General features: G+C 64.9%; 14 protein-coding genes and 2 pseudogenes. 8 read left to right on the forward strand and 8 right to left on the reverse strand.

The genetic code is table 11. The features are described 5' to 3' along the window. Window positions 1-455: 455 nt before the first annotated feature. From ABIE67_RS46420 to ABIE67_RS46430, 3 genes are all read right to left on the reverse strand, one after another. Window positions 456-605 carry a hypothetical protein gene (locus ABIE67_RS46420; protein ID WP_370269997.1) on the reverse strand — a complete coding sequence of 50 codons (150 nt, stop codon included), beginning with the start codon at window positions 603-605 and terminating at the stop codon, window positions 456-458. A gap of 624 nt (window positions 606-1229) precedes the next feature. Next, a complete protein-coding gene (locus ABIE67_RS46425) occupies window positions 1230-2909 on the reverse strand; it encodes an ISAzo13 family transposase (protein WP_370270001.1) in 1680 nt (559 codons plus the stop codon). Next, window positions 2822-5185 (reverse strand): hypothetical protein, encoded by a 2364-nt coding sequence (locus ABIE67_RS46430; RefSeq protein ID WP_370270005.1) that lies wholly within the window; start codon window positions 5183-5185, stop codon window positions 2822-2824. Before ABIE67_RS46430 ends, ABIE67_RS46425 begins: the two co-directional genes overlap by 88 nt. Window positions 5186-6294: 1109 nt before the next feature. Here ABIE67_RS46430 and ABIE67_RS46435 point away from each other — a divergent pair. The 4 genes from ABIE67_RS46435 to ABIE67_RS46450 all read left to right on the forward strand — a co-directional run bounded on the left by ABIE67_RS46435 (window position 6295) and on the right by ABIE67_RS46450 (window position 9685). Next, window positions 6295-7038 carry a WD40 repeat domain-containing protein gene (locus tag ABIE67_RS46435; RefSeq protein WP_370270008.1) on the forward strand — a complete coding sequence of 248 codons (744 nt, stop codon included), beginning with the start codon at window positions 6295-6297 and terminating at the stop codon, window positions 7036-7038. Beyond that, window positions 7025-8392 carry an IS21 family transposase gene (gene istA / locus ABIE67_RS46440; protein WP_370252136.1) on the forward strand — a complete coding sequence of 456 codons (1368 nt, stop codon included), beginning with the start codon at window positions 7025-7027 and terminating at the stop codon, window positions 8390-8392. Before ABIE67_RS46435 ends, istA begins: the two co-directional genes overlap by 14 nt. Then, window positions 8392-9162, forward strand: a complete 771-nt coding sequence (gene istB / locus ABIE67_RS46445) for an IS21-like element helper ATPase IstB (RefSeq protein ID WP_370252131.1) — start codon at window positions 8392-8394, stop codon at window positions 9160-9162. Before istA ends, istB begins: the two co-directional genes overlap by 1 nt. Before the next feature lie 160 nt (window positions 9163-9322). Further along, window positions 9323-9685 carry a hypothetical protein gene (locus ABIE67_RS46450; protein ID WP_370270010.1) on the forward strand — a complete coding sequence of 121 codons (363 nt, stop codon included), beginning with the start codon at window positions 9323-9325 and terminating at the stop codon, window positions 9683-9685. Window positions 9686-9877: 192 nt separating this feature from the next. On the opposite strand, the gene ABIE67_RS46455 is transcribed toward ABIE67_RS46450, so the two are convergent. Next, window positions 9878-13234, reverse strand: coding sequence for a hypothetical protein (locus ABIE67_RS46455; RefSeq protein ID WP_370270014.1), 3357 nt, complete (start codon window positions 13232-13234; stop codon window positions 9878-9880). Between the two features lie 2008 nt (window positions 13235-15242). Between ABIE67_RS46455 and ABIE67_RS46460 the strand changes: the two are divergent. Further along, window positions 15243-15946, forward strand: a pseudogene (locus tag ABIE67_RS46460) (IS6 family transposase). Window positions 15947-16580: 634 nt separating this feature from the next. Here ABIE67_RS46460 and ABIE67_RS46465 read toward each other — a convergent pair. Beyond that, complete coding sequence (locus ABIE67_RS46465; protein WP_370270016.1) at window positions 16581-17462, reverse strand: SGNH hydrolase domain-containing protein; 882 nt, start codon at window positions 17460-17462, stop codon at window positions 16581-16583. Window positions 17463-17848: 386 nt separating this feature from the next. Then, a pseudogene (locus tag ABIE67_RS46470) lies at window positions 17849-18375 on the reverse strand (transposase); the annotation flags it as partial. A 354-nt stretch (window positions 18376-18729) separates the two neighbouring features. Here ABIE67_RS46470 and ABIE67_RS46475 point away from each other — a divergent pair. Next, a complete protein-coding gene (locus ABIE67_RS46475) occupies window positions 18730-19695 on the forward strand; it encodes an ISAs1 family transposase (RefSeq protein WP_370270021.1) in 966 nt (321 codons plus the stop codon). Here the strand turns inward: ABIE67_RS46475 and ABIE67_RS46480 are convergent. Further along, the gene (locus ABIE67_RS46480; protein ID WP_370270026.1) at window positions 19688-19852 is read right to left on the reverse strand and encodes a hypothetical protein; all 165 of its coding nucleotides are present in this window, start codon (window positions 19850-19852) and stop codon (window positions 19688-19690) included. The genes ABIE67_RS46475 and ABIE67_RS46480 overlap by 8 nt on opposite strands. A gap of 272 nt (window positions 19853-20124) precedes the next feature. Here ABIE67_RS46480 and ABIE67_RS46485 point away from each other — a divergent pair, with 272 nt between their 5' ends. Then, window positions 20125-20670 carry a hypothetical protein gene (locus ABIE67_RS46485; RefSeq protein ID WP_370267821.1) on the forward strand — a complete coding sequence of 182 codons (546 nt, stop codon included), beginning with the start codon at window positions 20125-20127 and terminating at the stop codon, window positions 20668-20670. 184 nt (window positions 20671-20854) lie between these two features. Here ABIE67_RS46485 and ABIE67_RS46490 read toward each other — a convergent pair whose 3' ends face one another. Then, window positions 20855-21010, reverse strand: coding sequence for a hypothetical protein (locus ABIE67_RS46490; protein WP_370270030.1), 156 nt, complete (start codon window positions 21008-21010; stop codon window positions 20855-20857). Window positions 21011-21094: 84 nt separating this feature from the next. On the opposite strand from ABIE67_RS46490, the gene ABIE67_RS46495 reads away from it, so the two are divergent. Beyond that, window positions 21095-22243, forward strand: a complete 1149-nt coding sequence (locus ABIE67_RS46495; protein ID WP_370270034.1) for a transposase — start codon at window positions 21095-21097, stop codon at window positions 22241-22243. The last annotated feature ends 151 nt before the right edge of the window (window positions 22244-22394 follow it).

The raw sequence follows: 22394 nt of genomic DNA on the forward strand, positions 1-22394 counted from the left end.
CAAGGCCTAGACGAGCGGGAGCGGCAACGGCTCCTCGCCCAAGCCCCCGCCGGCTGGCGCGCCAGGGCAGACACCGGTCGACGAGCAGGAAGCAACGAGCTTCGAGATGCTGACCGTCCGGGGCAGCGTGGGGGATGCGGTGGGCGCCCGCGTGGCGAAGGAAGACACCCTGACCGGTGAAACCGCACCCTGCAGCCCAGCCACAGACACCGAAGACTGCGCCGACAGCTCACACCCGGGGAAACCTCCTGCCCCACACCAGCCTCCAGCGCAGCCGCCGGATCCCGTACACCCGCTCCCTGCGGTGCGGCGCCAGGGCGCACCCCGCACGGCGGGGTGCGCCCTGGCCTTGCCTACATGCCTCGGCTGAACTGAAGACGTAGCGCTCCATAAGGGAGAACACGCCGGTGAACGCCCTGGCTGCCCACAACGGGCAGACAAGCAACCACCATGCCTCAGTAAGAACCGCCACTGGCATAGTTACCGGTGTCGTAACCGCCAGAGACACCCTGCGACTGATACTGCGGAGTCTCAACCGGCTGCGACTGCGGCTGCGGCTGCTGCAGGCCCTGATCCACAAACTGCTGCTGAACGGGCTGCTGCATGTCAGACGGCTGCGGATCAGCCAGAGACGTCTGCCCCACAGGAGCAGAAGCCGTCGGGGACGCAGCCTGAGATGCCCCAGGCACATTCGACGGATCCTTCAAAAGATCAGCCCAGTTCGTCTGAGCCCCCGGCTGCCAACCAGCCGCAGAGGATGAGCCATCAGCAGCCGGAGCAGGCGTGGTCGGATTCGGAGCCGCAGCTATCGCAGTCGGGGCCTGCTGCCCAAGACCAGCCGCAGGCGTATCCGACAGCTTCGTGGAAGCGGAACCACTGGAGCTGTCCGCCAGCTTGGCCGCCACTGAGTTATCCGCCAGGCCGGAACCCCCGGCCTTCACAGCCGCTGGGTCCAACAAGCCGCCCGCAGGGGAAGCGTCAGCAGCCAACTTCGCCAAACCCGCACCCGACTGAAGGCCTTGAACACCCGCGGAGGTTGAGGCATCCGCTACCGCCCCTCCTGCCAGCTTCGCCGACTCCCCAACCCCACCCACCGTCGCAGATGCGGTCGGGTTCGCAGCCGCAGGCGTCGTCGGAGCCTGCTGTCCGAGGTTGGTCGCGGGCGCATTCGAAGGATTCGTGAAGGCGGAAGCGCTGGAGCTGTCCGCAGGCTTAGGACCTGCGGATTATTAACTCGCCGTCTTGATCTCTGTAGGGATGGTGATGCCTGCCGTGCTGGCGAGGCAGCGGAGGTCGTCGAGGGTGGCGAGGTGCTGGTCGGCGGGTTGAATGGTGTGCCCGGCTGCCTCGAGGAGCTGGCGGATGTCGCGAATGCGCCGGTTGATGGTGAATGGCGTGACGCCGAAGAGGCGGGCGATGGCGACCTGCGGGAGCCCGAGTCGCTGGTGGAGGAGGGTGGCCAGGAGCCGGTCGGCGAGGGTGAGGATGGGGCGGCGGCCGGTGGTGCCGTCGCCTTTGACTCGTGGGCGATGGCCGCGCCGCTTGTCCAGCGCCGTCTCGCGTTGGCTCTCGTGGAGGGTGGTGAGCGTGGTGATCAGGGCTTCCCACTCTGGGGCCGGCATGCCGGTCAGGGTGGGGTAGCAGAGCCAGGCGAGGTCGGGGCTGGGCTGGTCGAAGGGGTCCGGTGCGTCGCTGACCTGGGTGTATGCCTCGGGCCGCAGTGTGTAGTTCCAGTCACCGTGCCATTCGTGGCGGTGCAGGGGCAGGGCATCCAGCTGCCGGTCACTGATCCGGACTCCGGTCTCGTAGGCGCCTGTGTCGAGTTCGGCGTGCACCGTCAGCCCGGTCCGGGTGGTCGTCGCGGCGATGCTGTTCACGATGACTTCGTGGCTGGTCAGCGGCCTGCCGCGCCAGTTCATGGTGATGTGGGAGAACAGCCGGTGCTCCACCTTGTTCCATTTTGAAGTACCTGGCGGAAAGTGACAGACGGTGATGTCCAGGCCCGTCTGAAGGGCCAGGGCGGCGAGTTCGGCTTTCCAGGCGCGGGTGCGGTAGCCGTTCGAGCCGCCCGCGTCCGCGGTGACCAGCAGCCGCCGCGCGTGCGGATAGGCGCCCCGCCCCTGGCTGTTCCACCAGCGGCGGATGGACTCCACGGCGAACGCTGCAGTGTCGTGGTCGGTGCCGACGCTGACCCATCCGGTGTCCGCGGCCAGATCGTAGATCCCGTACGGGATGGCCTTGCCCAGCTCCGGGTCCGGGAAGTCGTGCGTCCGCACCCGGACCGGTTCGCCCTTGCGGTGCCACTCGCCGCCGGCGTTCTTGTAGTTGCCGACGACTTCCTTCTTCTTGGTGTCGACGCTGACCACCGGGTCCCCGGCAGCCTGATACTCCTTGGCCCGCTCGTTGATGTAGCGGAACTGGCCATCGCGGTCCGGGTGTTGCCTGCCCTCTACGGTCTTGGCGTTGCCCTGGAGACTGAAGCCCTCCTCACGCAGCAGGTCGGCCACGGTCTCCGCCGAGATGCGGTGGCCCTGCCCGGTCAGCTCGGCGGCCAGGTGACGGGTCGACTTCACCGTCCAGCGCAGTGGCGACATCGGATCACCCCGCATGTCCGGCTCGACAAGGGCCAGCAGCGCGGGCCGCAGTCCCGGATCGAGCTCCACCGCACGCTTGCGGCCTCCGCCTTCCCGGCGGGCCCGGCCCAACGGGGCTGCCCCGGACTCCAGTTCAGCAACCCCACGGGAGACGGTGCCCTCACGCACCCCGGCCGCACGGGCCACCACCCGGATCCCGCCATGCCCCAGCGACCGGGCCTCCGCCCCTATGGCCAACCGGCGCTGACGCTCGTCCAAGTGCGGGAACAACGCCTCGAACTTCGCGGCCAGAGCCGCCTCAACCCCCTCCAGCATCCCCATACCACAACAACGACGAGCAACCAGGGAAGCAACGACTTGTTTCTCCGCAGGCCCTTAACAGCCGATGATGCGTCCACTAAGCCGGACCCCGCCGCCTTCAGAGCATCCGACCCCGTTAAGCCATTCGCGGCCCCAGAGCCAGCGGTTCCAGCAGGGTTGGAAGGAGCCGCAGCGGGCTTGGACAGATCCCCACCACCCGCCTGCGGGCTTTGCGTACCTGTGACGGTTGAGACGTCCGCGGCCGACTTCTCCTCCGGGCTCGCCTGACGCTGGCCAAAGGTCTGCTGCCTCCACCTGTCCCAATGATCACCCGACGACGCGCCCGGGGTAGCAGAACCAGCACCATCCGACCCAACCAGCGTCTTGCTGTCGTCAGCCTGCTGCCCCGCAGACTTGGCGTCCTGCCCAGCCAGATCGGCTTGCTCCTTCCCCAGCGTACCGCCGACCGGCTGTGCAACCTGCCCCTTCGGATCCGCCGTGGATACAGCCGACCCACCGGTGACGCCCGCGCCGTCCTGCACAAACTTCGCGGCATCACCACCCAGCTGAGCGTGCCGGGCCAAAACATCAGACGGTTTCGGATCATTCAGCTGCGAATCTGGATTCCCGCCAGCGTGAGCATCCGCCGCAGACTGCAGACCCTTTGGATCAGCAGCAGCCGCCCGCATAGCGCTCTTGCCGTCAACTGCAGCCGGGCCCGACACAGCCGAACCAGAAGACACACCCTGCTCACCCGCACCCTGCGGCTGCGCCAGCTTCGAAGACTGCGGCACGCCAACCGACGGCTGAGCCGACGTGCTCTGCCCCTGAGACTCCTTGAGGTCCTCCAGCTTCTTCCCCTGCTGCTCCGCCAGCGGATTCACGCCACGCTGTGCATGAGGCTCAGCCTGGGCCTGCTTCTGGGATCCCGGCGATGGCTGCCCAGACATCGCCGCCTGCGGCGTATCCTGCCCATTCGGCTGCTTGAGGTCCTGCGGCTTATGCTCCTGCTGCTGACCGAGCTGACTCGTATCCAGTGACGCACGCGCAGCATCACTCTGGTCCCCGATCTGATGCCGATCCTGCGACCCCGACAACTGCTCAGATCCAGCACTTCTCGCATGCCTGGTCCCCGCCCCGTTAACGAAGGCATGCTGCTGCAGATCGCTGTCGTTCGGGTACTTTTGCTTCGCATCCTTCAGAGGCATGAATTTTCCGGCAACGTTCACATACGACTGGCCAGCGACGGGTGAGCCCCCGTTAGCCATGGGGAAGGCATCAGCCTCCAGCTCTTTGCGCTTGTCCGGATGTTCCTCGATCGCCTTCTTCAGAGGAACGAGCTCGTCGCGACCATTCCGAATGTGCACATACTTATCGCCAGCACCGTTACTGAAGCTGCCGTTCCCAGGCCCAGAGTCCGGACCAGCAGAACCGGAATAGACGTCATACTGGTGCTCTAACGTTTTGGCGACCTTGTCTGGGTCCATATTTTTTTCCTTCGCCAAAGCCCGGATACGGTCGTCCAACTCTGCATCGCTCCAGCCAGCCGCCCCATATGGCCCAGGGTTTTGCCTCCGAAGTTCTAGCCGCGCATTCCTCCATGCAGAGTTTGCCTCACGTTTGTCGCTACCCAGACGGTAGGGAATATTGTGCCCAAAGATTTGAATGTTGCCCTGGAATTCATTCCGGGGATCTCCATTGAAGTCGGCGCTGAACCAGGGAGCCTTGACATCGGCTTTCCATATACCGTTGCCCTGGTAGTTGGCCTCTCCTTCCGCCAAGGTGAAACTATGGTCTTCATGGGTGCCGTCAGGGTGATTGATCCTTAGTGTTGGCTTGACCTTGAAACTCGACTCGATATGCCAGCCCGACTTCTGGTCGTAGACCACACTTCCCCCGGCACTCACGTTGCTGAACTCGTAGCTATCACCGCCCTTAGAAGGAGTGAAAGTGAACTTCGGCGCGACGCCGGCCTCTGCCTTGAAACGGAATCCGTCCTTGTCAGCCTCGATGCTCGCGCCAGCGTGCAGGCCCTGGATACTACCGCTGGCCCCACCGGACTCCAGCGTAAACTTCGGCTCGGTCTTGAAATGGCCTTCAAATTTCAGCCCACCGTTCTCCGACCATGTCAATTTGGCCCCAGTGTCCAGGCCCTCAATCGTGCCAGAAACGCCGCCGCGACCTAGCGTGAGAGATGGCTTGGTCCCCGCTTCAGCCTCAAGCTGAAGACCCTTTTCCTCCGTCCACTCAAAGTTGAGGCCAGCATACCCACCCTTAGCCCCGATGGTCATTCCATTCGGAAGAGGGATCGTCCCTCCCGGAGCAAGCTTCAAATGCCCCTTGATACTGTCCCCCTCTCTGGTTACCTCACCGTCCAACACCTGAAAGTTCAACATTTTTACCCCCAATGTTAAACTTCACCTTCGGGGCAACCTTTAAATGGCCGTTCCCCGTAAATACGTTGCCACTGGCTTCCGGCAAGACCTGAAACTCCATATTGCTCCCCTTAGGGCCAGGTAGCGTCAGGTTCGGCTTAAAATTTATGTCACCATTTCCGTCAATACTGAAAGGACCGGACCCCTTCGTGGCCGCGGGCGGCGAGGCAGCGAAGGCGGATGCCCCGGCTGCACCTATTCCCCCGATGACCCCCAGAGAAAGGGTTACGACGGCATAGCGATTCGCCGCCGTGACCGAGCTGGGACGTGCTTTCTTGTGACGTGCCATAATTTTTCCTTGCAGATTGAGAATGGGCGGTCAGCCTCATTCAAGTTCCATTACTTCTTGGAATCGGCTTCCAGGCCTCCACGCAAGATCACCGGGTACAGTTTCTTCGCCCGCATTTTCTGTGCTTGCCGTCTTGGCCTTGTTGTCCGACGTGGGTGCCACTTTCCGATGCGAAGATGTGTGTACGGCTAGGGCGCTGTGCCGGCCCTTTGACGGCTCTATGACGGTTCGATGACAGCCCGCCGGGCTGGCCACCCATGGTGGGTTGAGCTGGCTTTTCGCCCGGTGCGGGCCGGCCGCCGGTCTGGGCCTGGCCGGGATTACCGGCCGGGGGTGGGGGGGGGTGGGCCGTTCGGCTGCTGCGTCGGTGGCGGTGGCCGCGTATCGCTTCGGGGGCTGGTCCCGGGCGGCGGAATCAAGATGAGGCTTTTACCCTCAGGGCACAGGCCGCCGGCTGCGCACCGGACCGGGCAAGCCGCTAGTCGGCACCGGTCGAGTGCGGCGCGGGCCGATGTCCGGTGGCGGCAGGTAGTGGGGTGTGGCGGTCGATGCGGAGCGTGGGTGTGGTGATGAGCCGGGTGTGGGACCCCCGCACGGGCAGGCACCTCGGTGCGCTTCCGGGCCACCGCGGCGCGCTCGATGCGGTGACCGCCCTTCCCGACGGGCGGGTGATCAGTTGCGGCAGGGACGGGAAGATGCGGATCTGGGAGCCCTGCGCGACCTGGAGCCGGAGCCCCCGCAGCCGGGCAGCGACAGCGTGACCTGCCAGGCGGTCGTCGAACCGGCCTCGGGCAAGCTGCTGATCGCCACCGGCCACCGGGACGGCTGGGTGCGCGTCTGGGACGCCGAAACGGGGGCGAAAGACCTCGAGTTCAGCACGGGGCTCAGCAGTGTCGAGGCCGTGACCGGATTCACGGCGCCGGACGGCCGGACGCTGCTGGCAGTCGGGGGACAACTCTCGGAGCGCGGCGAGTACGACGGCCGGATCCGGCTCTGGGACCTGTCCACCGGCACCGAGGTCGCCGCTCTCAGCGGTCACAGCGGTGGCGTGGCCCAACTGACCACGCTCACCCGGGCGGACGGGACGCTCGTCCTGGTCAGCGGGGGATCCCAGGACGCGACCGTGAGCTTCTGGGACATCGACACCGGTGAACTGACGGCCCAGGTCGAGCTGGGCCACGGTCTCGTGTCGGGGCTGCTGCCCTTGCGCTCCGCCGACGGCAGGGACTTTCTCGTTGTCCGCGTACACCCTCATCTCCATAGCGGCGTACACCCTCACGTCCAGAGCTCTCGGCGCGTCGTAGAGACGTTCGAGGCAAGGGGCGATCACCCTTCGGTTCGTCAGCGGCCGAGCAGACGAGTCCGAAGGGTGACCGCTTCTTATGATCCTGGATCCGGAGGAATGGATGGACTTACGTAGGTTCCGTGCCCTGCATCAGGCGGGCGTGAGTATCAGCGCGATAGCCCGGGAGACCGGGCATGACTGGCGGACGGTGAAGAAGTACCTGGCCGCCGAGGGGGCGGTGGTGCCGGCGGCGCCGTCGCGCAAGGGCACCCAGCCCCGCAAGATAGCGAAGCTGGCGCCGGTGGTGGATGCTTGGCTGCGGGTCGACATCAAGTTGAAGGCCGCGGTGATCCACGAGCGGCTGGTCGATCAATACGGCTTCGAGGGGCACTACCAGCGGGTGAAGATGTATGTCGCCGAGGCCAGGCCCCGTATCCGGGTCGAACTCGGTCTGGACGAAGGCCAGTTGTTCGGACTGCACCGCCGGTTCGAGGTCGTGCCCGGGGGCCAGGCCCAGGTCGACTGGGGTGATGAGGGCGGCATCCTCGCGCATGCCGGCATCGCCAAGGTGTACTCGTTTCACATGGTCCTGTCCTATGCGCGGGACCCGTTTTGCTGCTTCACCACGTCGCAGGACCTGGCGACGTTCTTCGACTGCCACCGCCGCGCGTTCGAGCACTTCGGCGGTACTCCGGCCACGGTGGTCTACGACCGGACGAAGACCGTGGTCAAGCGGCATGTTGGGCCGGGCAAGGCGGTGCCGTTGCATCCCGAGGCGGTCGCGTTCGCCTCGTCCTACGGCTTCGACATCGACGTCCTGGCGGCCTATCGGCCCCAGGGGAAGGGACGCGTCGAAAGGCAGGTCGACATTGTCCGTGATCACGTCCTGGCGGGCCGGTCCTTCGGCTCCGTCGCGGAGATGGACGCGGCGTTCATGGCCTGGGCGCCGATCCGACGTCGGCAGGTCCACCGCACCCACAGTGAGGTGATCGGTGAGCGGGCCGTGAAGGACCGGGCCGCTCTGATCCCGCTGCCCGGGCATCCCTACCGGGTGGTCGAGCGGCACCTGCGCAGGGCCGGCAAGGACTGCCTGGTCTCCTTCGAGGGCAGCCTCTACTCGGTGCCCGCCCGCCGTATCCGTCCTGGTCAGCAGGTTGAAGTCCGGGTCGCGCAGGCCGAGATCGCCATCCACCACCTCGATGAGGCCGCGGGCAGCGACAGCCTGCTCGCGCTCCATCAGCGGGCGGACGTGCGGGGCAGCTGGGTGGTCGATGAGGCCCACTGGGATGGCCTCGCGGACGGCCACACCCGCAGCGTCACCACCGCCGACGAGCCCGACCAGCAAGACCGCCCGGACGTCACTAGGTCTGAATCCGGCTCCCTGGACGCCCTGCTGGCCCGCACCGCGGTCGCCCGCATCCCCGTCTCCCGCCGCCCGCTGGCCGACTACGACCTCGCCGCCGGCCTGACGATGCCCGGAGTGAACTGATGAGTGACCTGATCACCGCACGGATCCGCAAGCACGCCGACAAGCTGAACCTGCCCCACCTCGCGGCCAGTCTCGAGCAGCTGGCCGCCCGCGCCGACCTCGACAAGATGGGCTACCTCGACTTCCTCGATCTCGTCCTGGAAGAAGAGACCGGCGTCCGCGACGGACGGCGCTTTCGCACCGCCCTGCGTCTGTCGAAGCTGCCGCACCACAAGACCCTGGATGACTTCGACTTCGCCTTCCAGCCCGACCTCGACGTCCGCAAGGTCAAGGACCTCGCTGCCCTCTCCTTCGTCGAGGCCAAGGCCAACGCGGCCTTCATGGGTCCGCCCGGAGTAGGCAAGACACACCTCGCGGTGGGACTCGCGATAGCGGCCTGCAAGGCCGGCTTCTCCGTCTACTTCACCTCGCTGGACGACATGGTCCGCCAGCTCAAGGAAGCAGAGGCCCAGGGGCGTCTCGCGGCCAAGATGCGTACCTACCTCAAGCCCCACGTCCTGGTGGTCGATGAGGTCGGCTATCTGCCCCTGGACCGGGCCGAGGCGAACCTCGTGTTCCAGCTGGTCTCGAAAAGGTATGAGACCGGCTCGATCTTGCTGACCTCGAACAAATCGTTCAGCGAGTGGGGCCAGGTGTTCGGCGACGAGGTCTTGGCCACCGCCATCCTCGACCGGCTCCTCCACCACTGTGAGGTCATTTCGATCAACGGCCCGAGCTTCAGGCTCAAGAACCGATTCACCACTATCGAAGGAGATGACACCGTGGCATGATCCCGATGCCGACCTCTGGACGTGAGGTCGTACGCGCTTCTGTAGTTGAGGTCGTACGCGGACACTCGTCATCTCCACCTGGCCGGTCACGAGCGGCGGCGAAGCCCCCGAGGGGCACGTCGTTCTCTTCGACCTGGCGGAGGGGTCTGGCGACATCGTCATGACCGGCTCCGACCGGGTGCGGTCCGTCGCCCTGATTCCGCACCCCGAAGGCACTCTCGCGCTGGCGGTCTCCTGGGCCGACGGCGGCACGGACGTGCTCGACTTCGCGACCGGCTCGGTCAGCTCCCTGAAGGGCGCCCGGGCCAAGACCGTGGCCGCCTATCTGTCGGACCAGGGGCGCTCCGTCCTCATCACGGGCGAGCAAGACGCCGTCGTCGGCCGTGACGTCCGCACCGGTGACGAGGTGTTCTGCCTGGTCACCGGCAACAGGATCGAACACGTCGGCACCGATACCTCGAGCGGCCGGCCCATCCTGATCGTGGGCAGCGTGAACGGGGTGGCGCTCCTCGACCTTCCCTGATCCGCCCGTGCGGGCCGGCCCGGACGTCGCGCCAACCCGCACCCGCACCCGCACCCGCACCCGCACCCAACAGACTCAAGCCCCGAGAGCAGTTCTTGCACTGCTGAAGTGCCATCCAGCAGGCGTATGGCATGGCGAGGGATCCGGCTGGGGGTGCAGCGGTCAGCTGCTGCACCCCTGGCCGGAGTTGTTTCAGCCGGAGTAGTCGCCGGTGGGCGTGGGCGCATACGCCGTAGCCTCACCCGCGGGCGCTGGGCCCGGTGTGGTGACCGAAGGAGCAGCCTGGTTCTCGGCTGGCGCGACTGCCGCTGGCGTCTCTGCTGCGGGCTGCTGCTGCGACTGCTGCAGGCCCTGATCCACAAACTGCTCCTGCTGAACGGGCTGCTGCAAAGTCTTGTCAGGCGGCGAAGCCACACCCGATACATCCGACTTCTGCTCCGCCCCAGACACCGGCGCAGAATGCAACGGCTGAACCACAGACTGCACATCAGACGCAGACGCAGACGCAGGCTGCTGCGGCTGAACCACAGACTGCTGCAGGCCCAGCTCGGTCCCAGACGTCTGCCCGGTACCGCCACCACCCGCGAAAACGTTGTTCCAGTTCGTCTGGTTCGACTCCGTCTGAAGCATACTGTTCTCAGTCTTCGCCGCATCAGGCACAGACGTCACGGACCCCGCCCCGGCAGAACCAGCCCCATCACTGCCCGCAGACTTCACCTGCCCCCAGACCATCGCCGGGTCTCCGGTGTTCTGGCCGGACACGGACACTATCCCGGAGGAAACCGCCCCAGCTGCGTCACCCACCACGGCCTTCGTCTGACCCCAGGCGGTGTTGCTGCCTGTGGTTTTGAGCTGGTCCCAGGCTGTGGCCTTGGCCGGGTCCCCGGTGTTCTGGCCGGACACGGACGCCATCCCGGAGGAAACCGCCCCAGCTGCGTCACCTGCCGCAGCCTTCGTCAGATCACCAGCCGCCGCACTGCCCGACGAAGCCGACTCCCCGGCACCGCCGCCACCAGCGAACAGACCTGCGTAGTTCGTCGAACCCAGCCAGCCGGCAGCCTTACCCACTCCAGCACCGAACGCAGCAGCAGCGGGCGCAGGTGCACTGTCCGGGAACGTACCCACTGGCGTATCCGCAGGCGGCTTCCCCGACTTGACCGAAGCATCCGCCGCCGGAGCTGGATCCGACGACTGCTGCCGGAACAACGTCTGCACCGACGGCTGCGACACAGCAGCCTCAGACGACTGCCGTGGGTCAGACACCTTCGACTGAACCGGCTGCTGGGCGTTCAGTGCAGGCACAGGCGGCTTTGTTGCCGACTGCGCCAGCTCCGGATTCAGCCCCGGATTCAGCCCCAATGACTGCTGCGGCCCAGACACCTGCCCCTCCGCCGGAGCGCTGACGGGCTTAGCGGCGTCGCCCGGGACTCCCGTAACCGGGGTGCTGCCACTACCCGCCGCCTTGACAGACGCATCCAGCCAGCCACCCAGACCAGTGTCCCCCTCAGCTGGCTTCCCAACCTCATCCTGCTGAGTCTTATCCGAATCTGCCCCAACCTGCGGCTCACCAGACGAGGACAACTGACCGGCCGGCTTCAGCCCCTGCGACTGCCCCAGCTTCAGGTCCTCCGGCTTCGCCCCCTCCTCCGACGGCCCGAACCCAGGACTCTTCGCCACCCTCAACCGCGGCTCATCCGAACCACCATCCAGGCCGCCACCCGCACCAGACTCAGGCGCCTTCGAACCCTCCGACGGCCCGTCATCCGGCAGCACATCAGACCGCAAGTCTTTGCTCTCGCCGGACTTGGTGGCACCGCCCGGGGTTTCCTTGGCCGGAGAAGAACTGCTGCCGCCGGCCATGGCAGACTCGTGCAGGTTCTCCCCCGCCGGTCGGCCCTGCCCAAACTCCTGCTGGCTCGCCCCGTTCCCACCCGCAGACGGCGTCACCGCCCCATGCACAGCCTGCGCGTGGCCCTGGTTCTCCGCCTGCCGGGACGGCCGCTGACCTGGCGGCAGGGGGTTTCCGAACTCATCGACGGCCTCGTCGGCCGTGTTCTGCTGGTTGCCCTCTCCGTTTGCCTGCCGACGGGCATAGGACCCCATCTTGTGCAGCAGTGGATCGCTCATACCAGGCGGCATCTGTCCCGTGCCATCCGCCGTGGCACGTGCCTCATTGACCTTGGCCTGCAGGTCCCGCCACTGCTCCCTCGTCAGCGGGGTCTTCAAAACCGGTTCCCGCCCCGCAGCCAGGTCCTGCGTAAGCTGCTGGTAGGCATCACCGACCGGGTCCGGCTGGCCCTTGGGAATGACCGGCACCGGCTGTCCTGCCTGCCGTGCCAGTTCCCTGTCGACCCGCTCGGGCAACTGGCCTTTGAACGCAACGCGGGCAGCGGCAGCCTCCTTGGGCGTCAGCGAATACCCCGAATCACGCGCCACCACAGTACGCCCGCCGGCACCCTCCGCGACCCAAAGATCAGGAGCCCCCGACCCCTCGGGAGCAATAAACTGTCGGATATCGTGCATATCCGGCTTCAAGTACTTTCTTCCCGTGAGATCCAGCTGCTCCGGTGGATGCTCCACGAAGTCCCTGTCGAGCTTCCGGTAGTTTTCATGGAAACGGAGACTCTGATCCGCATCATCATTGTCATCAGTGAGAGACAGCTTCACTGCGTCATTCCCATAAAGCTGTGTATTGTCGGACAGATGGCCACCGTCGTCACCCTTGTACTGCCGCTCGTAGCGGGAGGCCTCGAAACCCTTCCGCACCCGCTCCGGGTCAGGATTGAATTCTTTCAGTGGATTTCCGTCCAGCGCCTCCTGGTTCTTCCTGTTCGCCAGATCGACTCTTTCCTTCACACGCTCATTGTTATACGCAGTTCCCAAATCCCCAATCGGATTAGGGATATAGCGCCCCATCGCGAGATTGTATTTGAATCGCTGAATGAATGACAGATTCCGGCGTCCGTATTCACGGGCATCGCCATCCGTGAAGGTCGACTTCCAGGCTTGCCCGGCATCTTTGAAACTGGAGGGCGACAGCAGCCCGGCCTTAAAGTCGTCCGCAAACTTCTGCTGCCCCTTCTTATACTCCGAATTCCACTCCGCTCTCTCCGCCTCCGTCGGCTGCTTCACAGCCTCATCAGAATAAATACTGTCCAGGTTCGCCCCCACATCCCCAAGCGCCCCCTTCGCACGGTCATCAATCGCCTGGACCCTCGCATCCCGCTCCCGGACAAGCGCATCCCGCTCCGCACCCCGTGCAGCAGAAATCCGCTCCTCAAAGCTCTGACGCACCCGCGCCTTCTCCCCCTCCGCCCACGTCTGAATCTTATCCCGGGCACCCCCATAATCCTCCCTGTGCATATCCAGCAGCCGCTGACCACGCGCCCGGATATAATCCTTCCACAACTCATCCCGCACCTCCAGAGTGTGCTCAGGCGTCGGATACTGATCAAGCGCCTTCTTCTTCTGCGCCCACTCTAAATGCGTTGCATAAGCCGCCATGAACCCATCCATAAGCGGATTGTTCGACTTCAGATATGTCCTCATGACGCCACGGAACCGCGGAGCCAAACGAGACAGATCCACACCACCCGGCCGGTCAAAACCCACCCCAGACAGACGCCTATCGCTCCCCCCCACCGGCGACGTCTTCGGCAACTCCACATCCCGCGGCGACGGTACCGGCTTCTCACCACTAGTAACACCCCCACCCCCCGACGAATGCCCTCTCTCCGACGGCACATTCCCTGCACCCTGCACAGGCGGCCCCGAGGACTGCTGCCGCGACACCCCCGGCTTCTCACCCGGAGCAAACCGATTCCCCGAGCCACCATCCGACCCACTCCCTGAGGTCGGCGGCACCGTCTTCGGCGGCTCCTCAGCCGGACCGCCACTAGGTGCACACCCCGTCAATGGCAACGACTGGCCGAACGACTGGCCGAATGGGCCACAAGGCACATATGAGCTGTGAGAATTTTCGTGGCCCGCCGACGAGAGGTTCATCCCCCTAGATGAGTCGCCATGAATACTAGACTGCTGTAGGTAGGGACTGAATTTTTCAAGAAGCGTCGTTTCTCTAGGGGCCTGATACCCGCGACTGTGAGCATCGAAATGTTCGTTTGAAACCCCATCGAAACCCACTTGCTGCTTATTTCCGATGGGCTTATTATCCACAGTCATGTAGTGACTTGAAATCCCCGCCTCGGACCATCTACCTGGTTGGCCCGTCTTAGGGTCAATCGGCGCAACGCGTTCGACTATCTCGGCGCCTTGGATGGCTGACCCAGGAATCTCCTGAAGGGCCATCCATTCTTGCTGTCCCATCATTTGCTTGATGGCAGTATTGCCGTCCACACCCTCTTGGTGAGCTACATGTTGGGCCGATATTAGATTGGACGGAGACTTAATCTTATACACGAGTCCGCGACTAACGGCAAAATCTTGATATTGTCCATTCGGGCCTAAACGCCTCTCAATTCCCCAGGTCGCTGGCTGGCTTCCCGAGCCCGTGGCGAACTGGAGAGCTACATCGTGGCTGGCCGTGGTCGAGATGAAAGGGCTTAAGTTCCTTACGCCGCCCGCAAGATGCTGCTGGATTCCAAAGTTCTTCATCCTCTCTTTTTCTGCCCCACTCATTCCGCCCAGCGTCTTCAAATTTACCTGAGCATGCATTCCATGCGTGAAGGCATTGATGGGGTTGTACTCGGGGAACTGGGGCGGGCTTGTATATGTCGGGTTGCGCGGGTGGGGGCCGTTCGTCATGTCAGGCCATAAACTGACACCGCGGTAGACGTATTCCGGGGGCTGAGGGGATTGCGGCACTTTGGAGCCTGGGACATGCGGCGCAGCACCGTGTCCCGTGCCTCCTGGGCCCATGGCCAGCGCCTGTCCGGAACCTAAGATGGTCCCTGACATGGCGGTCAGACCGATTACGGCCGCTGCCATGCCCAGACGGCTCGGGTCGCCTGTAGACTTCCATTTCAGCGCGGAGTTCCGATGACGTCCCTGAGTTCGATGCTTCGAATGAGTTCCCATGGCTTTCCTCGCTTTCTCCTCATACGTATGCAGGTATCAGCGCCGACTATCCAATCGGCAGCGGAAGTGGCTACGGCCCGGGTGTCTCAACGAGAGGGGCCGTCAGCAGAAGAACACACCAGGACGGGTATGTCACCCGTCGGCCAAACCGCCACTCCGTTATGCAAGGACAGGAGTGATCCTGCTCACTTCAGAACGGGACAAGAAGGGTCAGGCCCAACCCAATTCTTGTACGCGGCGTAACAAGACCACGAACCAAGGGCAACAGGCCGGCAAAAGGCACCCTTATCCCATCCGGTCAACCACGCGGCAGACACCATAATTCGAACACCGCGCGAAGAGACAACAAGCTCTGTGGCCCGACGGTCAAAGAGAGATCTTCCCGCCTGGAGGTTGTCCCGTAACCGGTGCGGCGGGTGGTGCGTTGACTGGACATGGGTGGGGTGATCTCAACGGCGTCGTCAAGTTGAGGAGCGGGGTGGGATGATCTTGGTGTAGATCGTCGTGGGAGGGGCTCGTCGTGGAGACGCCGTCGTACAAGGGCTATCGGTTCCCGGCCGAGGTGATCAGTCACGCTGTGTGGCTGTATCACCGTTTCCCTCTCTCGTTCCGCGAGGTTGAGGAGCTCCTCTTTGAACGCGGGATCACCGTCTCTTACGAGAGTGTTCGCGCCTGGTGTGCCGGCTTCGGCCCCGCCTACGCCCGGCAGCTGCGCCGCCGGCAGGCGCGCCCGGGCGACAAATGGCACATGGACGAGGTGTTCATCAAGGTCAATGGACAGATGAGGTACCTGTGGCGAGCCGTCGACCAGGACGGCAACGTCCTCGACATCCTCGTGACCAACAAGCGCGATGCGGTTGCAGCCAGGCGGTTCTTCCGCAAGCTCCTCAAGGACCTTGAGTACGTGCCCCGTGTGATCGTGACCGACAAGCTACGCAGTTACGGGGCGGCCCACCGCCAGGTGATGCCCTCCGTGGAGCACCGCAGTTCGAAGTACTTGAACAACCGCGCCGAGAACAGCCACCAGCCAACGAGGCAGCGCGAGAAAGCCATGAAGAACTTCCGCTCGACGGGGGCGGCCCAGAGATTCCTCGCCACGTTCTCCCGGATCTCACCGCTCTTCCGCCCACGCCGCACCTCATCACAGCGAGTGACTACCGCACCGAGATGACCGAACGATTCCACATCTGGAAAACCATCACCGGTATGGCAACGACCGGCTGACCGGAACGTCCCCTCGGGCCAGCCACCACCTCGGCACACCCCAACTCGCCAGTCACACCAGCAACTTGACGACACCATCCACAGGGTTCTGTCAACTCACAACCTGGTGTACACCCTCCCGGCCGGATCAGCGGGAACCGATGCGCTCGGCAGAACACCGCTCCCGCAAGGGGCTGAACAACCGGGCGAAGAGTTCACACCAGCCCACCCGCCAGCGCGAACACGCCATGAAAGGCTTCCCATTCACCCCGGTCAGTCCAGAAGTTCCTCACCGCATTCAGCCGGATCTCGCCCTCCGACCCCGCCATCACCTGATGACCGCGCCCGATTACCGGGCGAGATGACCACCCGCTTCGCAGTCTGGGACCACACATCACCGGCGTCACCACCCTGGCCACGGCAGGCTGGACCAAGGCCGCCACTCGCCCTCACCACGACCTGCCACACCACAACCAGCCCCCCAATCAAGTTGACAGCGCCGTGCCTCCACCTCGCACCAGCTGAGCGGGAAACGGAAGTACAGCCACACCACATGGAGATGATCGCCGCCGAAACCTGAACCCTATGTACGACACCGACGCCCCGGACCCCACAGCCGCCCCGGAAAGATCAACGAACCCGGCGATCGTCCCGGTCAGGATGTGGCGCCTGTGGAGCGAGTGAACATGGAGTTGAGGATCCAGGTGGCGAGCCGGTCGCGGCTCCAGCCGACGGGGTGACTGGTCTCGTCGTACAGCCTTCGACCGTCGATCACTGACGGGCAGTCGTCGCGGTTGCACAGCTGTTCAGCGAGATCCAGAATATGCACACCTCTGCTCTTATATTTTTGAGAGACCTCTTTAATGACCTTGTTCATTTCGATCGAGGAGGACCTCCAGATACCTTCCTCCTGCAGCTTGTCGGTAGTTAGATAGACAGGCGTGCCATTCTTCGCGAGAATATCAATAGCCTTCCCCATGTTTTTTTCGAATCTCCTACGAAAACCTGGGTGTTCAATGGTGAGCTGGACGCCAGCCCCGTCGAAGGATTGCGGGTGCAGATCCCAGGTTGTCGTTCGCAGCAGGACAGCATCCGGCCTGTATTTCGCAATGTATTCAGGCCATTTCTGCGGCCACTCCAAACAGTCACTCCTCACCCTTTCCCCGTCTACCAAATCTGGCAGCATGATTCCGCACCCGCCCACACCAGCGTTCACGATTACATTTCCGCTTGAGGCGACCTTGACCATTCCTTCCCCCAACCGTTCAGCCCAGGAGTCACCCACAACAAGCACCTTTTTTCCTCGAACGGCTGGAGAGAGCTCGGCGTCCCCAACAGGCGGCAGCTCTGCGGTTAAGGGCCCTTGCGAAGACGCCGGAGCGGATGGGGATGCCGGAGTTGCGGAACGCGCCGACTTTGCCCCCTGAGCCCCTCCGGCAGCGACATCTCCTTCTACGCCACAACCAACGACTGCCAGCAACAGTACGGGGAGGTAAAGGGGGAAGGACTTCCAACGACATGATGACTGTGTGAACATAGGTAAATTCCCTTTGTCCAGTTTCTCGAATAAGCCAACGCCTTTTCCGATGCGTCCGGCGCGATGGCTATGATGATTTGCATGGCGACCTTACACGGTCGGTGGAATCGGTCAGACTGCGGTGATGCGGTCGGCAGCCGGACAGCGGCACGAGTTGGCGCAGGGTGAGGTTGGTGCGCCAGTACCCGCAGCGCTTTGCACCTGTAAGCCTCGATCTCGCATGAAGGTCCGTCAGCTTGCTGACAGACCCTTTCTGCTCGTTCAAAGCAAAGACTTCTGCTTGCGGGCAGGCGTATGGCCCGGCTGGCGCGCCGGGTGCATGCCGGCTTCCGCGGCTCCGGAGCGTGCCGCTTGTAGGGACCGGGACGCTGCCGGTCAGCCGGGGTCGGGAGGCATCGAAGCGGGCGAGCGGGGCCGGTGGAGTGGGCGGCGCGGATGCGGTCCTCTACCCCGTCGCGCTGACGGTGCCACAGTTCGAGCGCCGCGATCGCTACGTCCTTGGTGTGGGTGGCGAAACAGGTCAGCCGCATGCCGTCGGCATCGGTGAAGCGTAATTGGGCGCCGGGGTGCGGCCGTTCCTTGCGGACGATCTGCTGCATCGCCTTGGGCCGGCCGGTCATGCAGTCGCGGCCTAGGCGCCGTCCCGGATCTCGCCGTACGGCTCGAGGGCCGGCGTCCAGGTCGATGCCGGTATCTTCAGAACAGCCTGGTGGATAACATCGGTGATGGTCATGCCGAGTGAGTAGGACAGCCACCGGCCGCGGGTGGAAAGCAAGTCGGCAAACTCGTGGGTGCCCCCGCCCGAGTCGGTGCGCACCAGCGTCTGCCGTCCCCGCCGGTACCTTTTCGGCAGCTGCGCCAGAGCGCGCCGGACGGCTTCGATGTGGTCGGCCGCAGCGTTGCTGCCCGCGTTGCAGGCCTGAGCAGTCGGCCACTGGCTCCCCGGCAGGGCGATTGCAAAGTCGCGGTGATTTCGCGAGTGTGCAGGTCACGGCGGTGTGACGATGCTGGTCGGGTGTGCGACCGGACGCAACGAAGCTCCGTTGTGGAGGTGGCCTTGCCAAGTCGCCTGCGCCCAACGGAGCTTCGATGTGCCGTCAGTCTGCCACCGTCTGTCTGGTCAAGTCTCCCACCCGTCAGCACTGTGCGACGGGTCCGCTGGCCGAGCGGCTGGCCACGCTGGCCGATCCGCGGTGTCGGCGCGGGAAGCGTCACCCCTTCGTGGCAGTGCTGCTGCTCCGCTGTGGTGAGCGGGGCGAGGAGCTTCGTGGCGATCGATGAGTGGGCCACCGACGCCCCGCAGGACGTTCTGGCCCGGCTCGGTGCCCGCACCGTAACCGCCCTGGCCGTGCCCATCCCGCCCAGCGGCGCGACGATCCGCCGGGTCATCAAGGACACCTGCCCCGGCGGCCTGGCCGATCTCCTGGGCCACGACCCGGCCGGCACCGACACCCTCGCCGTCGACGGCAAGAGCGCCCGCGGCTCGCGCCTCGGCGCCACCCCGGCCGCCCATCTGCTGGCCGCGATGACCGGTACCGGCATGACCGTCACCCAGCTCAGGGTCCCTGAGAAGACGAACGAAATCACCTGCTTCGCCGCCCTCCTTAACCCCTATGACCTGCAAGGAGTCACCGTGACCGGCGACGCACTGCACACCCAGCGCGGCCACGCCTGCTTCCTCGTCGAGGTGAAGAAGGCGCACTACGTCTTCACAGTGAAGCGGAACCAGAAGAACCTCTACGAACAGCTGCGCGCCCTGCCCTGGCAGGAGGCGACGGCGAAGTTCTACGACCGCACCACCGGCCACGGCCGCAAGGAGACCCGGGTCGTGCAGGCCCTGACCGTCACCGACCTCGGCGTCGACTTCCCGCACGCCGCCCAGGTCGCCAGGGTCGTACGCCACCGCACCGACACCAAGACCGGCAAGCAGAGCCGTGAGACCGTCTACGTCATCACCGACCTGACCAGCCGCCAGGCATCCCCGGAACGCATCGCGAAGATCTTGAGGGCACACTGGATGATCGAAAACCGGCTCCACTTCGTCCGCGACACCGCCTTCCGCGAGGACGCCTCCAAGATCCGCACCGGGCACAGCCCGGAGAACATGGCCACCCTCCGCAGCTTCGCCATCAACCAGCTCCGCACCGCCGGCCACACCAACATCGCCGCCGCACTCCGCACCACAGCCCTCCGCCCCTACGAACGGCCCCTGACCCTCCTCAGCCTCAACTGACCTGCGCCAACGCACAGTCAACGAACTTTGCAATCACCCTGGGCTCCCCGGACCCGCACCGGCCGTGATCGACGAACCCCATCAGCGGATGGTGGTTGAAGGCCTTCTTCCAGGTCGCCGCTGCGTCCTGCTTCTCGGGATGCGCGATCACCAGCATGCCGTCCAGGTCGGGCTCGTGACGAGTATGTGATCCGAACTGGTGGACAGCCGAAGCCGGTCCGGGAGACCTGCATTATGCAGAGTGCACTGCAATGGCCTGTCAGACGAGCGTTCGGAGCGGTCTTCCGGTATTCCGGGGAGTGATAGGTGGAGCGGATGGACCGATCTGATCCACTTTCAAACAACTACCCTGAAACGGATCCCATGATGAATCGATTAACGACCCGAAGGCATCGCAATACCCTGGCCCTCCTTGTCGCCGTGCTGACCATGACCGCCGCACCGACGGCCACCCCGAGCGCGGCCGCCACCGAGGCAGCAGCACGCGGGCAGGTGTGCATTTTCCTGGCGCCCAACGACGTCGACCCGGCCGGGCCCAGGCCACCGTTGGGGCATAACGGCTGGGGCTTTCGCCACGGGGCTTCCAGCAGTTGGACCTATGGAGCCACCGAGGGGATGACAGGCAGGCCCCAGGCGACCTTCATCAGAACCGGCTCCGGGCGCCAGATGATGCACAACTTCAAGACCAGGCGCACCGGCAAGTGGCGCTATGCGAAGTACCGGTGCATCGCGACAGCCTCCGCCTACCCGGCCAGGGCGATGCAGGCAGCCCTCGCAGGCCGCAACAGTGGCTACGACTTCTTCCGGAACAACTGTCTGACCAAGAGCGTGGACGTCTTCCGCGCCTACAGCCCCTGGCTGAGCGCCTCGGGGCATCTGCCCAACGCGAGGTACCGCAATACTTCCTGGCCCCCGAACTACTACTACAACACCCTGCTGTCCAAAGCCGGGTGGAGCAGGAGCCACAACCTCTGACCCATCCGTGCGGCCCCGAGACGTCCGAAGCGTCAGCTTGAAGTCGACCGGGTCCGGACGTCCTTGGGCAGGGCGAGGCTGAGCCCGAACTGACAGTACTGTTCCATACTGGTGCAGCCTGTGCCAGACACTCAGGTCCCCTGGGCCCAGCGGGCAGAACAGCAGCATTACCGGGAACCGGCGATCAGGGACGGAGCGTGATCGTGCGCCCGGCTCCTGCGCGGCCCTTCGTGTCCACCCTGAGCCGCACCCCGTTGGAGACGTTGGTGACGTGTACGCCCTCCTGCCCGGTGACTGTGCCGCTCCACCGCCCGGTCAGCTCGACGACTCCGTTGCTCAATTGCCTGCGAGCGACGTCTTGTTGACGGAATGATCGCTTCTGCGGTCGGGAACCTGTCGCGTGGTGTCCGTGGGGAGTGAAGCGATGTCGATGCAGCCCAAGGGTCTGCCGCCGGTCCCGGAGCAGACAGCGGTCGTGGCCCGGGCGGCGTTCCCCGATGGCAGTCTGCCGATCCGGGTCCGTGGCTGCCTGGCCGAAGTGTTCGTCGACGAGCCGTTCGCCGAGTCCTTCGGGGTGCGCGGCGCCCCGGGGATGCCTCCGGCGGTGCTGTCGCTGGTCACGGTCCTGCAGTTCGCCGAGAACCTCACGGACCGGCAGGCCGCGGAAGCGGTGCGCGACCGGCTGTCGTGGAAGTACGCGCTCGGGCGGGAGCTGACTGATGCTGGCTTCGACTTCACTGTGCTGAGCAAGTTCCGTGCCCGCCTGGCCGAGCACGGCCTGGAGCGGGTGGTCTTCGACCGGCTGGTCGACCACTGCCGGACCGAGGGGCTGGTCGGCGCGGGCGGCAAGCAGCGTACCGACTCCACCCATGTCATCTCCGCGGTGCGGGACCTGAACCGGCTGGATCTGGCCGGGGAGAGCGTGCGTGCCGCGCTGGAGGCCCTGGCGGTCGCGGCCCCGGCCTGGCTGGCGGAGCAGATTGACGTCGCCGAGTTCGCCCATCGCTACGGACCGAGGGTGAATGGCTGGACCATGCCCTCCAGCCAGGCCAAGCGGGACCGGCTGGCGCAGGTGTTCGCGCAGGACGGCTATGCGATCGTGCGGGCTGCCTACGATGCGGCCGCTCCGATGTGGATCCGTGACATCGAGGCGGTGCAGATCCTGCGCCAGGTACTGGTGCAGACCTACTACCGGCGCGCCGATACCCGGGGGCGGGAGGCGATCGTGAAGCGGGACGCCGACGAGGAGGGCATCCCGCCCGGCAGATTACGCCTGGCCTCCCCGTACGACATCGACGCCCGCTGGGCGGCCAGGGGCGAGGACCTGTTCTGGTGCGGATACAAGATCCATCTGACCGAGAGCTGCGATACTCCCGCCGAAGCCGAAGCCGAAGCCGAAGCCGAAGCCGAAGCCGAAGCCGAAGCCGAAGCCGGACGGCGGGCCGGCCCGCGGCCGAACCTGATCACGGACATGCACACCACCGACGCGACCGTGCCGGATGTGAAGGCCACGGCCGGTATCCAGCAGCGGCTCGCCGGACGCGGCCTCGCTCCGGGCGAACGTGGATCGTAAAGGTCTGGCAGAACCGGCGGCTCGACCAGTACGCGCCCTCCGGGGATCCGGGCGGCCGGCACAGCCCGAACACCCTCTTCGCCGCCGCGGCCGCGCGGGACGGGATCTGCCTGGAGATCCCGCCGCCGGAGCTCTACTACGAACTGCTGCC

This window comes from Streptomyces sp. V4I8 (genome assembly GCF_041261225.1).
Taxonomy (GTDB): Bacteria; Actinomycetota; Actinomycetes; order Streptomycetales; family Streptomycetaceae; genus Streptomyces.